This window comes from Mycolicibacterium tokaiense, from assembly GCF_010725885.1.
GTDB classification, from domain to species: Bacteria; Actinomycetota; Actinomycetes; order Mycobacteriales; family Mycobacteriaceae; genus Mycobacterium; species Mycobacterium tokaiense.
On the sequence record NZ_AP022600.1, the window covers coordinates 1426485 to 1440697 of the forward strand.

The following is a 14213-nucleotide window of genomic DNA, read 5'->3' on the forward strand; positions in this document are numbered from 1 at the left end:
TCGTCGCGGACGCAGCGGGCGACCACCGGGCTGGCTGCAGCCGCGTGGGTAGCGCTAGCCGGTAGCGCCGAACTCGATCACCTGGCGCACGGCGCGGCCGTCGGCCAGTTGATCCATGCCGTCGTTGATCTGGTCCAACCCGATGGACGCTGATACCAGTGACTCCACCGGCAGCTTGCCCGAGCGCCACATCTCGACGAATCGCGGGATGTCGCGTGCCGGGACGGCCGAGCCCAGATAACTCCCGATCAGCGAGCGACCCTCGGCCACGAAACCCAGCGGCGACAAGGTGATGCGGGCGTCCGGCCTCGGCAGGCCCACGGTGACGGTGCGCCCGCCCGGTGCGGTGAGTGCCACCGCGGACTCCAGCGCGGAAGGATGCCCGACCGCCTCGACCACCACCGCACCCTTGACGCCGGCATCTGCCGCCTCCTCCGGGGTGTAGGCCTCGTGCACACCGGCCGCGCGGGCGTCGGCGATCTTGTCGGCCAACCGGTCCACCCCGATCACCCGGACATCATCGTGGGCGAGTGCGGTCAGCACCGCCGCCATGCCGACTCCGCCGAGACCCACCACGACCACCGTCTGCCCCGGCTTCGGCTGCCCGGCGTTGAGGATGGCCCCGCCGCCGGTGAGCACCGCACACCCCAGCAACGAGGCCACCACGGCGGGCACGTCGGAGTCCACCGGCACCACCGAGCGGCGGTCCACCACCGCGTGCGTGGCGAAGCCCGACACCCCCAGATGGTGGTGCACGGGCTCGCCGGCCCGGCTCAGCCGTGTCGCCCCGTTCATCAAGGTGCCCGCACCGTTGGCGGCGCTGCCCGGAATACACGGAGCCAGCCCATCGGTGGCGCAGGCCGAACATTCGCCGCAGCGCGGCAGGAACGTCAGCACCACGCGCTGTCCGACGGTGAGGTCCGAGGTGCCCCCGATCTCTTCGACCACACCGGCGGCCTCGTGGCCCAGCAGCATCGGCACCGGCCGCACGCGGTTGCCGTCGACCACCGAGAGGTCCGAATGGCACAATCCCGCTGCCTCGATGCGCAGCAGCAGCTCCCCGTCCCTGGGTGGGGCGAGGTCCAGCTCCGAGATGGTCAGGGGCGCGGACTCGGCGTAGGGCCTCCGGCGGCCGATCTCCTCCAGCACCGCGCCACGAATCGAGAGGGTCATGGGCACCAGCCTGCCACCTGCCAGACTGCAGGCCATGACCGCCGACGAACGAGAGCTGACCAGCAGCGACTTCTCAGTGCACTGGCCGGTGCTGACCCGCTGGACCGACAACGACATGTTCGGCCATCTGAACAACGCGGTGTACTACGCGCTGTTCGACACCGCGATCAACGGCTGGATCGGCACCAGCACAGGCGTGGACCCGGTGACGGCGCCGTGGCTGGGCGTGGTGGCCGAGTCTGGCTGTCGCTACTTTGCCGAGCTGAAATTCCCCGACCCGCTGATGGTGGGCCTGTCGGTGACCAGATTGGGCCGCAGCAGCGTCACCTACCGGTTGTGCGTCTTCCAGTCCCGGGCCGGGGAAACCGATCAGCAGCATCCCGTGGCCGCCGTCGGGCACTGGGTGCACGTCTACGTCGACCGGGAGACGCGGCGGCCGGTGCCGATTCCCGACGTCATCCGCCGGCTGTTGGACACAGCTGTGTCAACTGAGCATTGAGCTCGTCGATCTGCGCCAGCAGGTCTGCCTGGGCCGGGTCGGTGTTGAGCGCGCCCGCAGTGGCGGCCGCCCCGACGTCCAGCAGGGTGTTGCCGAATCGGCGCAGCGGCTCGGCCAGCTCGGCGGGGGTGGCGGGGTCCACGCGGTCCAGCACGTACTGCCCTCCGCTCATCAGCGCCACCCGGGAGTTGGCGGCCACCGCCAGCGCGCCGCTGACGTCGTCGCCCGCGACCGCCAGGTTGGTGTTGGTCTGCACGCCCGTGCGCACCGTGGTGTAGGCGCTGCAGGCGCTGTCGCGGGCCGCGGACTGCTGCTCGGCGGTGTACTCGACGGTCCTGGTCGACGACCACCAGGTGTACAGCGACACCGCCAGCGCCCCGGCTGCCATCAGGAACGCCAGCGCAGCCAGGATCACAGCACGTCGCATGCGCTAGATCGTAGAGTTCACCCATGCGCAGTGGTGTGTGGGTGGCAGCTTGCGCGGCGGCGTGTGTCCTGACGGCGGCGCCCGCGCAGGCCGACCCGCTGGTCGGTGACGGTGCGGTGGATTCGTTCGGCGGCTACCTGCCCGACGGGGTGGCGCTGACGGCCTTCGACGTCACCAACCCGATCATCGGCCGTCTCGATCCGGCGCTGCTGGCGGCGGTGCAGCAGGCCACCCGGGTGGCAGCCGACGAGGGCATCGAGATGCAGATCAATTCCGGGTGGCGCTCCCGAGGATTCCAGGAGCGGTTGTTCGACGACGGCGTGCGCACCTACGGAAGTGTCCCCGCAGCAGAGCAATTCGTTGCCACTCCGGACACGTCGTCACATGTGACCGGCCGCGCTGTCGATGTGGGCCCACCCGTTGCCCAGGCGTGGATGTCACGCAACGCGCCGCGTTTCGGACTGTGCCAGGTGTTCGCCAACGAGCTCTGGCACTACGAGCTGACGGCCGACGCACAGGGGGTGTGCCCGCCTATGCGGCCGAACGCCGCAGGGTGAGCACGGTGATCTCACTCGGGGCGAACACCCGGAACGGCGGACCCCAGAACCCGGTACCGCGGCTGGTGTAGAGCTGCGTGCGGTCGCCGTGGCGGCTGAGCCCGGCCACCAACGGCTGATCGAGGCGCACCAGGAAGTTGAACGGCCAGATCTGCCCTCCGTGGGTGTGGCCCGAGATCTGCAGGTCCACCCCGGCCTCCACCGCGGCGGGGATCTGCTTGGGCTGATGTGCCAGCAGCAGCACCGGCAGCTGCGGATCCGCGCCGGCCAGCGCGGCGCCCAGGTCGGCGCCGTGGCCCTCGAGTCCGGACGCCCGCGCGGTGCGGTCGTCAACACCGGCGATCACCAGTGTGTCCCCGCCGCGCGCCACGGTGATGTGCTTGTTGTGCAGGACGTCCCAGCCGATGCGCTGGAAGTAGTCCAGCCAGCCCTGGGCTTCGCTGAAGTACTCGTGGTTGCCGGTGACGTACACCCGGGCCGAGGTTGCCCGGACCCGCTCCAGCGGGGCCGCCTGTTCCAGCCGCACCGCCACGGTGCCGTCGGCGACGTCGCCGACGTGGCAGACCACGTCGGCGTGCAGGTCGTTCACCCTGTCGATCACCGCCGCCGACCACTGCGCCCGGTTGATGGGTCCGTAATGGGTGTCGGTGATCATCACCACGCGCAGCCCGTCGAGCCCGGGTCCCAGCCGCGGCATCGGCACGTCGACCTCACGGACCCGCGGCACCCGCATCGCCTCGTGGTGTCCCCACGCCAGCAGCACCACCACCGTCACCAGCACCGCCACGGCCACCACCCGGGCCCGCAGCGGATCGGGCACCCCGGCGAGCAACAGCACCACGCCCAGGATCTGGCCGATCACCGACCACACGAACAGCACCCACGCCGAGCCCAACAGCACGTCACCGGTGACGGCAGCCCAGTCCAGGTGCCTGCGGCCGTGGCCGAGCATCATCATCAGCGGCAGCCCCAGGAACGCCGCGAGCAGCACCACCGACCCTGCGACGGTGACGGCGAGGGGCCAGTCCGCGGCCGGTGACAGCAGCGTCCACCACGGAACCCCGAGCAGCAGGGCGACGATGGCACAGACGATCAGCAGGCGCCGCCACGACCGGCGCGGGCGGACCGGGGTGTGCGCCGGGGCATCTGACATTTCCGCCAGCGTACCGCCGCCGCGCAGGTGGCTACCTGCGCCAGAAGTCGTACTCGTCGCGGCCGGGCTTGAAGCCGGCGGCGGTCACGATGTCGGTGGCCAGGTCGAACTTGTCGCCCACACGCAGCGGGGTGTGGGCGTCACTGCCGAAGGACACCGCGTCCCCGCCTTCCTGGTACCACCACCGCATCAGTTCGGCCGACGCCAGCGGACTGGCGGTGTTGAGTTCCAGGGCCCGGCCCGACGCCGCCAGCGCCCGGAAGACACCGCGGTATTCCTCCTCGTAGTCGGCTTCGCGGTACTCCCCGGCGCCGAAGGGCCAGTAGCGCCGCGGGTAGTCACAGTGCGCCAGCACACCGAAGACGTCGGATCCCGCCACCAGGTTCAGCATCTCGGCGAAGTAGTCCCGCATCACCTCGGGCGCGTGGCGGTGTTGGAAGACACGCTGGGCGTAGACCAGTTCGCCGTCGTGCACCAGGGAGTGCAGCGAACCCAGCACCCGGTCGAACGAACCCTGGCGCAGCACTGCGGCGACCCCACCCGCGAAGTGGTGCGGCTCGCCCGCTTCGATACCGGTAAGGATGCGCAATTCGGGGAACAGGTCGCGGCACTCCTGCACACTGGCCAGGTAACCCTCGAAGTCCACCGGCGAGACCCGTTGTCGCTCAACGATATCGACACCATCACCGGGTGGATGGTCGTGATCGCCCCATTCGGTGAAGTCGACGTGTTCGGTGAAGGCGACGGCCGGCAGGCCCAGCTGGACCGCCTGCGCACAGGTGTCCCGCATGGAGGCCTGCGCACCGGTGTCCCAGGAGAACTGTGAGTGAACGTGATTGTCGGGGGGAAGCATCGGATGAGATCGTGCCATGCGTGAAGACTCTGATCGACTTCGACAACGCCGCCGTGGTGGCGTTGCCGGTCACGCCCGGCCACAGCGAGCCCGGCCCCCGGGAATGTGTGCTGCTGGAGGGCCCGCAGGGCTGGGGCGAGTTCAGCCCGCCTGCCGACGCCGACGACGACGTGCGGTGGTTGACGGCGGCGGTGGAACCGGGCACCGTCGGCTGGCCGGACGCGGTGCGCGGACGGGTGCCGGTCGCCGTGCAGGTACCTGCGGTGGACCCCGCACAGGCGCACGAGCTGGTGCGGATGTCCGGGTGCCGCACCGCTGAGGTGAGCGCGGGCGGTGACACCGTCTCGCGGCTGGAGGCGGTGCGCGACGCCCTGGGGTCTGGCGGCCGGATTCGTGTGGTGGTGGCGCATGCCGGGGACGCCGAGACCGATCTCCGGCGCTGGGGGGAGCTGGAGTTCGTGGCACTGCCCGCCGCGATCGCTGCCGAGGTACGCCGACGGGTCGACGTTCCGGTCGCGGTCGAGGTGGGCCGGGTCGGGATCGCCGCAGCGGACGTGGCGGTGCTCAGCAGTGCATCCTCGGGCGGGGTGCGCCGCGCGCTGCGTATCGCCGAGACGGTGGGCGTGCCCTGTGTGGTCCGGGCCGGCCGGGCGAGCAGCGTGGGGTTGGCGGGCGAGGTCGCCCTCGCCGGTGCGCTTCCAGAACTGCCCTATGCCTGCGCGGTGAGCCGGCCCGCGTGGGTCACCGGCGACGTGGCCGCCGCGTCCCGGGCGCTGATCCCCGTCGATGGATACGTCCCGGTGGCGCCGATGTCACCGGCGCCGCAGCCGGAGTTGCTGGACCGGTGGGCGTTGACCGATCACCAGGCGGTCGAGCGCTGGCGTGCGCGGCTGTCACGGGCGCAGGAGGCGCTGTGACTCCCGAGGAGCTGGCCGCCCGCCGCGACCGCGCCGTGGCGGCCGCCGTGGCTGCCGGGCGCGACCTGGGGCTCGAGGTCGCCGACGGGGCTGTCCTGCACGACGTGTTCTCGGTGGTGGTGCATCTGCGGCCGGCACCGGTGGTGGCCCGGATCCAGGTGGTGGTGCCGCCGGGACTGCCCGACGACGTTCGGGCTGCGCGCCAGCAGCGTGAGCTCGATGTGGTGACGTGGCTGGCCGACCAGGGCGTCGCAGTGGTGAAGCCCTCTGCGCTGGTGCCGCCACGGCCGTTGGTGCGCAATGGGTTTGCGATGACGTTCTGGGAGCTGGCCGATCTCGCACCCGACCATCAGCCGTACGGCGGTGTCGACGTCGGCCTCACCGCACCGCTCTACGCCGTGCTGGCGCGATACCCGGGCCCGCTGCCGTTCCTGGCGCCATTCAATTCCGGACTGCCGCAGCTGCTCGCGGCACTCACCGAATCCGAGCTGCTCTCGGCCGCCGACATCGGCCGGGCCCGTCGCGAATTCGAGTCACTGCAGCGGATTCTCGGGAATGAGCGGTCGTTCGCCAGGGCTTTTCCCGGCGTCAGCGTGCAGGCCCTGCACGGCGACGGCCCGTCGCACAACGTCATCAGGACCACGTCGGGCATCCTGTTCTCCGACTTCGAAGACGTCTGCCTCGGGCCGGTGGAATGGGACCTGGCGCAGCTGGGTCCTGACGCCAATGCCGACTACGACACCGCGGCAAGCGCACTGGGCCTGCGGCGCACCGATCCGGCCGTTCAGCAGGTCATGGACGCCGCCCGGACATTGCAGTTCATCGGCTGTGCGGCGTTGGTTCCGGAGCTCCCGATCCTGGCCGGCGGGCTGGCGCCGGTCATCGAGGCGTGGCGATCGGCGTCACCGCGCGCGTAGCAGGCGTGGGAACAGCGTTGCCGCTGCCGAGCCGGGCGCCAGGGTCAGGTCGGCCGCCCGCAGCGACTCCTGCGCTGCCAGCGTCTGTGCCAGCGCGGTGACAGCAGGAGCGGGTGTGAACGGAAAGTCACTGCCGTACAACAGCTGTCGCGGCGGCACCAGCTTCAGCAGGGCATCGAGGGCCACCGGAACGGGGAAGCCGGCCAGATCGAAGTACAGCGACCCCAGTGCTGCCGGCGCATCGACGGGGTTCTCGGTCAACACGCTCATGGCGGCCACCCGGTGGGCCACCACCGGCAGGACGGCCCCGGCATGCGGAACCACCCACCGGATGGCCGGATACCGGGTCAGCGTGCCGGCCAGGATCAGGTCGGCGACACAGCGGGTGGTGTCGAACAGGAACTCCAGTACGGGCCGCGGGTGCCCCAGCGCCGTCACCTCCCAGCCCGGAGGCGAGGTTGGGTGCAGCAGGACCACATCGCCGTGAGCATCCAGTTCGGCCAGCACGGCGTCGAAGTCGGGATCGGTCAGATATCGGCCGTGGTAGTTGGTCTTCATCGCCACCGCATCGGACGCCAGATCTGTTCGTGCCCTCTGCAATTCGGCCAGAGCACCGTCGACATCGGGCAGCGGGAGCACGGCCGCCAGGCCGAACGCGTCCGGGCGCTGTGCCACCACGTCCGCGCCTGCGTCGTTGACGTGTGCAGCCAGATCCCGCGCCGCCCGGTCATCACCGAAATGCACTCCCGGAGAGGAGATCGCCAAGATCGCCGCGCTGACCCCGGTATCCGCCATCAGGTCCAGCGCCTGCTCGGGGCTCCAGCCGGGCAGCCCCGGCATGCCGTCGGGTTCCCGGTGGCCGGCAGCTTCGCATTCGGCGTGATACCGCGGGGTCATGTAATGGGCATGGACGTCCAGCCAGCCGCTCATCGTGTGCCCAGCAGGATCTCGGTCAGGCGGGTGGTGGTCTGGCGGCCGTCCTCGAATCCGCCTTCACCCTCCAGCGAGTTCATGATGGCCAGGGTATAGCGCTGGCCCGGCCCGGCGAACCCGACGCTGTTGACCACCCAGCCGCCCTGTTCCTGCGACCAGCCGTTCTTGGTGCCGGGCGCCATCTCGGGACCTGCGCCCCAGACGCCCCACTGTTGATTGGCGTCCACACCCTGCATTTCGGACACGATGGCAGCGGTCTGCGCGGCAGGCAACCGACTCAGGGTGTAGTTCATCAACCGGTCCAGGTCATCGGTGGTGGACTTCTGGAAACCCCAGTCGGGGTAGACGTCACTGAACCCCTGCTGCGGTTGCAGCCCGGTCATCCCGTACGACGGGAAGTTCCGGTTGAACGCCAGGTGATCCGGGCCGCCAAAACGCTGCCAGAGGGTGGCGGCGGCATCGCTGTCGGAGGAGTGCATCATGGCCGCCATCAGCGCACGATCGGCGTCGGTCAGGGTGATCTGTCCTGCGGTGGCACGGGTGAGCAGGTCCACCACCATCGCCAGCTTGATGGTCGAGGCCGTCCAGATCAGCGTGCCTGCCGATTGATTGCGGTGCGCCAGTCCGGTGGCGCGGTCCCGCAGTACGTAGCCCACGACGCCCGGACGGGTGGCGAGGTACTGGTCGGCCGCGGTGATGCGCTGCGCGAAGTCGGCGTGGGCCGTCGGCGCAGGTGCCGTCAGACACAGCACAGCAGCCAGCAGCACCACGAGGACTCGAACCATGAACGCCCTCACTGGACGGTGAAGTGCAACTCGCCGATCCCGTCGATGCCACCGGCCACCTGTTGTCCGCGCTCGATGGGCCCGACACCCGAAGGGGTTCCGGTCATGATCAGATCGCCGGGGGCGAGGGTGACCGATGCCGACAGGTGTGCGATGACATCGGCGACGGGCCAGATCTGATCGGCCAGGTCACCCTCTTGGCGCAGTTGCCCGTCCACCGACACCCAGATGCGGCCGTGCCCCGGGTCCACGTCAGCCGCGGGCACCAGCAGCGACACCGGCGCCGACGCGTCGAATCCCTTGGACAGATCCCACGGTCGGCGTGTCTGTTTGGCGACGTCCTGCAGATCCCGCCGCGTCAGATCCACGCCGACGCAGTATCCCCAGACATGCTGCAGGGCAACGTCAGTCGCGATCTCCGCGCCACCGGTGCCAATTGCCACGACGAGTTCGATCTCATGGTGCAGGTTCGAGGTCTGCGGCGGGTACGGGACCACGCCGGCAGCACCGCCCAGGTATCCCTCGTCGGCGGTGAACACCGCGTCGGCGGGTTTGGTGAAGTAGAACGGCGGCTCGCGGTCGGGATCGGCCCCCATCTCCCGCGCGTGGTCGGCATAGTTGCGCCCGACGCAGTACACCCGCCGGACCGGGAACCGTTCTTCGGAGCCCTGCACGGCAATCGTCGTCGCAGCGACGGTGAGCATCTGTTCTTCCTCTCGACCCAGGTGACGTCCATCCTAGGGTCAGCGCTTCCGCCAGTGCTTTTCGAGAGCCGTCAGCTCGGGCCTGCCGCCGAGGCGCGCAACAGTGGATCGAGCGGCCGCCCCGGCGACGTTCGCTGCCGTCACCGGATCAGCCTCATCGAGCAGTGCGGCCGTCAAGCCCGCCATGAACGCGTCTCCGGCACCGGTCTGATCGACGACACCGCCATCGGTGTGTGGCACAAGGTCTCTGCCGGCGCGCCACAACACCAGATCGCCGGTGCCCCGGACAGCAATCGCAACCAGGCTCGGGCCGGCGTCCAGCAGTTCGGTGCCGATCTGGGAGGCGATCTGGACCGATGTCGGTGCACGGCCGGTCAGCGCCTCGGCCTCTGCAGCATCCAGACGCAGCACGTCGAGCATCGGCAACAGCGCTGCAGCGTAACCCGGTTCCGGATTACCGTCGGCAATCACGGGCACGCCGTATCGGTGCGCGGCCTCGGCGGCGGCCACCATGACCTCCCCTGGTTGTTGCAGTTGCAGGGACACCACGGCCACGGAATCGAGAGACGACTGCCGCACGTCGTCGACGGTCAGCATGCTCTCGGTCGGGGTGTGTTCGAACAGCCGGCGACTGCCAGGGTCGTCGACGAGATCGACCATCAGCGCGCTGTTCCCGCGCCGGACCACACGCGAGACGTCCACGCCGTCGGCAGCGAGCTGGTCGCGCAGCCACGGGCCGTGGCCGTCGTCGCCCACCACACCAAGCACCGCGGCCGGAACACCGAGCTGGGTCAGTGCCACCGCCTGATTGGCGCCCTTGCCGCCGACCAGCTCACGGCGCTCAGTGATCGTGGCCGACCCGCCGGACTCCGGCAATCCATCACAACGCAGCACCAGGTCGCGAGCGATCTGTCCGACAACCAAGACCGTCATCGCAACTGCGGCAGCACATCTCGCTGCCACGCAGCGAAGAATCCCTCGATGTCGGGACCAACCTGCTGGACGTACACCTCATCGGCGCCGGCCTCGAGGTACTGGCGGACCTGTGCTGCGTGGGCGTCGGGATCACCACCGCAGGTGATGGCCTCGGCCACCTTCTCCGGCGGCACCAACTGCGAGGCGTCCGCGAAGTCCATGGGGGTGGGCAGAGTCTGCGCCAAGCGTCCGGGCAGCTGCTCGTTGGCCCAGATCCGGTGCGCCGCTTCCAGGGCCGTGTCCGCGTCGCGATCCCAGCTGACCTTGGTGCCCGCCTGTACCGGCTTGTCCCCGCCGCCGCCGTCGCGGAACTTCTTGATCAGTTCGGCGTCGGGCATCGTGGTGCAATAGCCGTCACCCACTTTCGCGGCGAGTTCGACCGCCATCGGGCCGAATGCCGAGACATAGATGGGCACCGGTTGCTCGGGCAGTGTGTAGATCCGAGCTTCCTCCACGTCGTAGTGCTCGCCCCGGTGGCTGATCTTCTTGCCGGTGTGCAGCCGGCGGATCACCTCGATGGCCTCTTCGAGCATCTCGAGCCGAACGCCCGGTGACGGCCAATGATCGCCCAGCACATGCTCGTTGAGGGCCTCGCCGGTGCCCACACCGAGGATGAACCGTCCGTCGAGTTGCACGGCGGCGGTGGCGGCGGCCTGGGCGACGATTGCCGGGTGCATGCGGATCAGAGGGCAGGTGACGGCGGTGGTCACCGGGAGCGACGTCACCTGCGAGAGCGCACCGATGACACCCCAGACGAAGGCGCTCTCGCCCTGCTCGTCATTCCAGGGATGAAAGTGGTCGGAGATCCACAGAGCTTCGAAGCCCGCGTCCTCCGCACGCTTGGCCTGGTCGATCAGTTCGGCAGGGCGGTACTGCTCACATGACAGGAAGTAACCGATCTTCGACATGCCTGCCGTCTACCCGCACGATCGCGAGCCACACGTGGTGTCAGAACGGACTGCTGTTGGATTGCCGCTTGGCGTCTTCGGGGCGGGGACCGAACCGGCGGACATAATCCTCGTGGATGTGTGCGTCGCGCTTGCGCTTGATCACGTCGACGAGGTTGGGATCGAGGCCGTGCTGGGCCAGCCGGTGCCGACGCCAGACCTTGTTGAGCGCCAATGCCATCAGGATCGCCCAGATGTAGATGGGCGCGGTCATCTCCAGGCGCACGTAGAAGGACGTGTCGAGCAGCCAGATGGGTCCGAGGACGAACAGCGGCGGGATGGCGAAACGGATGAGGTGGCGTCGGACCGCCCCCTGTCCGGCCAGGTCCTCGGCGACCCAACGGTTCATCGACGGAGGCAGCCGCTTCCCGTATGAGAAGGCGATGTACTGCCAGAGGTTCGGTTTGTCGGCGGACATGCTGCTCCTGTTCAACTGTCGAGGGCCCCGGCGGCCAGTGCCGCGGTGTTGACCCGGGTCAGCACGCGGTGGAGTTGCTCGATCTCGGACATGCTGACACCCAGGCGGTCGACCACGGCGGACGGTATCGATTCCGCCCGGGTGCGCAACGCCGATCCGGCTGCGGTGAGTTCGACATCAGTGGAACGCTCGTCGGCGGCGCTGCGCGTGCGGGTGATCAAGCCGAGTGCTTCCAGTCGTTTCAGCATCGGCGAAAGAGTCGCCGAATCCAGCTGCAGTGTAGTGGCGATCTTCTTCACCGTCAGGGGTGCCGCGGAGCTCTTGCGGTGGTCCCAGAGCGCGAGCATCACCAGGTACTGCGGGTGCGTCAGTCCCAGAGGCTCCAGCAGGGGCCGGTAGACCGCCAGGACCGCGCGGTTGGTGACCGCGAGCGCGAAGCAGACCTGCTGCTCGAGCGCCAGCGGGTCGGCGGACGTGGTCGGGGCGGACATAGTTCGATAGTACGCTAATAGTTAGCGCACTAACGATCAGTGGCCCAACTCACCCGCGATGCCCCGCTCGATCTGCGCTACGGCCCGCTCCGGCAGGTCCACCAGCCCGCCCAACTCCCTGCGGGCCCGCCGATAGGCCTGGTCGCGTTCCTGCGCCGTCGCGCCATCATCCGTTGCCATCCGCAAGAGACTTCGCGCTCGCTGCAGACGCTGGCGCTCCGGCTCACTGAAGCCCAGGTCGCGCCGGCGCCTGGCTTCGGACTCGGCCACGGTGAACGCGCTGACGTACTCCTCGACCGCGTGCAGGTACTCGGTCGCGGCCTCCCGATCGTCCAGCAGGACCTCCGCCGCCTGCGGCCGGAGCAGATCTGCGCGCCACTTCGCGCGGTGGAAACGCTCGGTGACCGCTTCGGTGAGGTCGGTCATCAATGGATAGTCCAGCAATGTCACGGGGTCCAGCTCGTACTCGAGCCAGCGGGCGTCGGTGCGGTCATGTTCGGCGACCGCACGTTGGATGGTTTTCCAGCTGACCGCCTGGCGTGTGGGCCGAGGTTCGGGCTCCTCTACCGGCTCCGGCGTCTGCGGCCGCCGGCGTTGGACGGCCCGGTAACCCGCGAACGCGGCACCGGCGATCGGGATGACGATGATCAACAGCTCGATCAGTCGAATGATCAGGCCCATGAGGCCAGGATGCCAGCGACCTTCGTACGCGGCGGTCATGGGCAGTCACGCCCCGCACCCTTGAGGGGAAAGTCGCCACCTGACCACCCCTGATGTCCCCGATGTCCTGATGCAGAAGTGTCACCAATGTCCAGAGTCATCACACGTATCAATGTCGGTGGGTGGTGGCACAATCGAATGTATGTTCGATACGCTTCCGGATCCGGCGACCTACGGGGAGTTGACCCCCAAGGAGCTGGTTACTGCCATCCGGGAGTACCACCAGGCTGAGGCGCAGATGACGGCCCGCAAACTGGCCTGCATCGCCCACCTGGTGGCCCTGCGCGAGAGCTTGTCAAGACTTTTGTGTATGAGCCGCGTTGGTTAGTACGCTGGTTAGTAAATGTATGGCTCTAGTCGGTCTGGGTAGGCCAGGACCAGGGCGCCTAGTGCGTGCTTCCACCCAGTGACGATGGCGCCTTCGACGAGACGGTTACTTTGCTTGTACCGCTGGGGCGTCGTTCGGTCGCGGTGACGAACGCGTTCTCGGGAGCGTTTGTCTTCGATATCGCAGATCGCAAGCCACAAAAGCTTCACTGCCGCTTGATCATTCGGGAAATGACCACGATTCTTGATGATTTTGCGGAGTTGATAGTTCAGCGACTCGATGGCGTTGGTGGTGTAGATAATTTTGCGGACGGCCGGCGGGAACGACAGAAACGGAATGAAGCGGTCCCAGGCTGCCTCCCAGGCTCGAACCGTAGTCGGGTACTTCTTCCCCCAAGCGGACGCGGCGAACTCGTGCAGAGCGATTTCCGCGGCATCGATGGTGGGTGCGGTGTAAATGAGGCGCAACGCAGAGGCCACCTGTTTGCGATCGCCGTAGGCAACAAAACGCATCGATGACCGAAGGAGATGCACCGTGCATGTTTGCACGATGGTCTGCGGCCACGTCGCGGCAATCGCGTCGCCGAAGCCGGTTAGCCCATCCACACAGGCGATGAGCACGTCCTTAACGCCACGATTGGCCAGCTCAGCGCACACTCCAGCCCAGAATTTCGCTCCCTCGGTGGGCTGGACCCAAATCCCCAGCACGTGGCGGATCCCGTCCATATCGACTCCGACAGCGATGTGAGCGGACTTGTTTCGGACCTGATGACCGTCGCGGATCTTGATCACCAGAGCGTCCAGATAGACGATCGGATACATCGGATCCAGCGGCCTGCGCTGCCACTCCAGGACCTCTTCGAGCACCGCGTCGGTGATCTTGCTGATCGTCTCCCGCGAGATCTCGGTGCCGATCGTGGTGGCCAGGTGATGCTCGATGTCGCGGACGGTCATCCCGCCGGCATAGAGGCTGATGATCATCGAATCCAGTCCACCGATGCGCCGCGAGCCCTTCGGAACCAGCATCGGAATGAAGCTGCCGTCACGGTCACGTGGAATGGCCAGGGTGACGTCGCCGACCTCGCTAGAGACTGTCTTGGCGCTGAAACCGTTGCGGGCGTTGGGAAGTACCCGCCCAGCGGGATCGCCCTTGTCGTAGCCGAGATGGCCGGTCAGCTCCGTCTGCAGGCCGCGCTCCAGGACCGCCTTGACCATCTCCTGCAGAAAGCCACCTTCGCCAGTCAACTGCAGCTCACCCGCGTCGATCTTGGCCAGCACGTCGTCGAAACCGCCCGAGGCCTTCAACGCCTCGAACGCCTGCCGGCCTGACTCCAGCCGGTCTACTTCCTCGCCGTTATCGCCGTCACCGGCCTGACTGTCCTGCCGAACAACCATGGACATCATCGTGCTCCATCTG

At 68.2% G+C, this 14213-nt stretch carries 18 protein-coding genes; 5 read left to right on the plus strand and 13 right to left on the minus strand.

Annotation, left to right across the window (positions count from 1 at the left end):
* Positions 1-54: 54 nt before the first annotated feature.
* A complete protein-coding gene (locus tag G6N58_RS06815) occupies positions 55-1173 on the minus strand; it encodes an alcohol dehydrogenase catalytic domain-containing protein (protein ID WP_115279249.1) in 1119 nt (372 codons plus the stop codon).
* A gap of 34 nt (positions 1174-1207) precedes the next feature.
* On the opposite strand from G6N58_RS06815, the gene G6N58_RS06820 reads away from it, so the two are divergent.
* Positions 1208-1672 (plus strand): acyl-CoA thioesterase, encoded by a 465-nt coding sequence (locus G6N58_RS06820; RefSeq protein WP_068920240.1) that lies wholly within the window; start codon positions 1208-1210, stop codon positions 1670-1672.
* On the opposite strand, the gene G6N58_RS06825 is transcribed toward G6N58_RS06820, so the two are convergent.
* Entirely contained in the window at positions 1629-2099 is a 471-nt protein-coding gene (locus G6N58_RS06825) for a hypothetical protein (RefSeq protein WP_179968211.1), read from the minus strand. The genes G6N58_RS06820 and G6N58_RS06825 overlap by 44 nt on opposite strands.
* A gap of 23 nt (positions 2100-2122) precedes the next feature.
* On the opposite strand from G6N58_RS06825, the gene G6N58_RS06830 reads away from it, so the two are divergent.
* Positions 2123-2656, plus strand: a complete 534-nt coding sequence (locus G6N58_RS06830; RefSeq protein ID WP_115279248.1) for a M15 family metallopeptidase — start codon at positions 2123-2125, stop codon at positions 2654-2656.
* On the opposite strand, the gene G6N58_RS06835 is transcribed toward G6N58_RS06830, so the two are convergent.
* The gene (locus G6N58_RS06835) at positions 2631-3809 is read right to left on the minus strand and encodes a metallophosphoesterase (protein ID WP_115279247.1); all 1179 of its coding nucleotides are present in this window, start codon (positions 3807-3809) and stop codon (positions 2631-2633) included. The two genes, G6N58_RS06830 and G6N58_RS06835, sit on opposite strands and share 26 nt — an antisense overlap.
* A 31-nt stretch (positions 3810-3840) precedes the next feature.
* Positions 3841-4662, minus strand: coding sequence for a PHP domain-containing protein (locus tag G6N58_RS06840; protein ID WP_115279246.1), 822 nt, complete (start codon positions 4660-4662; stop codon positions 3841-3843).
* A gap of 20 nt (positions 4663-4682) precedes the next feature.
* On the opposite strand from G6N58_RS06840, the gene G6N58_RS06845 reads away from it, so the two are divergent.
* Together G6N58_RS06845 and G6N58_RS06850 are read left to right on the plus strand one after the other, a co-directional pair.
* Entirely contained in the window at positions 4683-5579 is an 897-nt protein-coding gene (locus G6N58_RS06845; protein WP_115279245.1) for an O-succinylbenzoate synthase, read from the plus strand.
* The gene (locus G6N58_RS06850) at positions 5576-6496 is read left to right on the plus strand and encodes a phosphotransferase family protein (protein WP_115279244.1); all 921 of its coding nucleotides are present in this window, start codon (positions 5576-5578) and stop codon (positions 6494-6496) included. The genes G6N58_RS06845 and G6N58_RS06850 overlap by 4 nt, the downstream gene beginning before the upstream one ends.
* Here the strand turns inward: G6N58_RS06850 and G6N58_RS06855 are convergent.
* From G6N58_RS06855 to G6N58_RS06890, 8 genes are read right to left on the minus strand one after another with little or no spacing between them, the layout of a single operon-like run.
* Positions 6482-7426, minus strand: a complete 945-nt coding sequence (locus G6N58_RS06855) for an amidohydrolase family protein (protein ID WP_115279243.1) — start codon at positions 7424-7426, stop codon at positions 6482-6484. The two genes, G6N58_RS06850 and G6N58_RS06855, sit on opposite strands and share 15 nt — an antisense overlap.
* Positions 7423-8214 (minus strand): serine hydrolase, encoded by a 792-nt coding sequence (locus tag G6N58_RS06860; RefSeq protein WP_232067761.1) that lies wholly within the window; start codon positions 8212-8214, stop codon positions 7423-7425. Before G6N58_RS06860 ends, G6N58_RS06855 begins: the two co-directional genes overlap by 4 nt.
* Positions 8215-8222: 8 nt before the next feature.
* Positions 8223-8918 carry a fumarylacetoacetate hydrolase family protein gene (locus tag G6N58_RS06865; protein WP_115279242.1) on the minus strand — a complete coding sequence of 232 codons (696 nt, stop codon included), beginning with the start codon at positions 8916-8918 and terminating at the stop codon, positions 8223-8225.
* Between the two features lie 39 nt (positions 8919-8957).
* On the minus strand, positions 8958-9851 hold the full coding sequence (locus G6N58_RS06870; RefSeq protein ID WP_115279241.1) for a PfkB family carbohydrate kinase: 894 nt from the start codon (positions 9849-9851) through the stop codon (positions 8958-8960).
* A complete protein-coding gene (locus tag G6N58_RS06875; RefSeq protein WP_115279240.1) occupies positions 9848-10801 on the minus strand; it encodes a TIGR03557 family F420-dependent LLM class oxidoreductase in 954 nt (317 codons plus the stop codon). Before G6N58_RS06875 ends, G6N58_RS06870 begins: the two co-directional genes overlap by 4 nt.
* 40 nt (positions 10802-10841) lie before the next feature.
* Positions 10842-11258, minus strand: coding sequence for a DUF5313 domain-containing protein (locus tag G6N58_RS06880; protein WP_068919151.1), 417 nt, complete (start codon positions 11256-11258; stop codon positions 10842-10844).
* Positions 11259-11269: 11 nt separating this feature from the next.
* Positions 11270-11749 (minus strand): MarR family winged helix-turn-helix transcriptional regulator, encoded by a 480-nt coding sequence (locus tag G6N58_RS06885; RefSeq protein WP_068919152.1) that lies wholly within the window; start codon positions 11747-11749, stop codon positions 11270-11272.
* 36 nt (positions 11750-11785) lie between these two features.
* Positions 11786-12430 (minus strand): hypothetical protein, encoded by a 645-nt coding sequence (locus G6N58_RS06890; RefSeq protein WP_115281718.1) that lies wholly within the window; start codon positions 12428-12430, stop codon positions 11786-11788.
* 181 nt (positions 12431-12611) lie between these two features.
* Between G6N58_RS06890 and G6N58_RS06895 the strand changes: the two genes are divergently transcribed.
* Positions 12612-12797 (plus strand): hypothetical protein, encoded by a 186-nt coding sequence (locus G6N58_RS06895; protein WP_115279239.1) that lies wholly within the window; start codon positions 12612-12614, stop codon positions 12795-12797.
* An 8-nt stretch (positions 12798-12805) separates the two neighbouring features.
* On the opposite strand, the gene G6N58_RS06900 is transcribed toward G6N58_RS06895, so the two are convergent.
* Positions 12806-14191, minus strand: coding sequence for an IS256 family transposase (locus G6N58_RS06900; RefSeq protein WP_115277645.1), 1386 nt, complete (start codon positions 14189-14191; stop codon positions 12806-12808).
* Between the last annotated feature and the right edge of the window lie 22 nt (positions 14192-14213).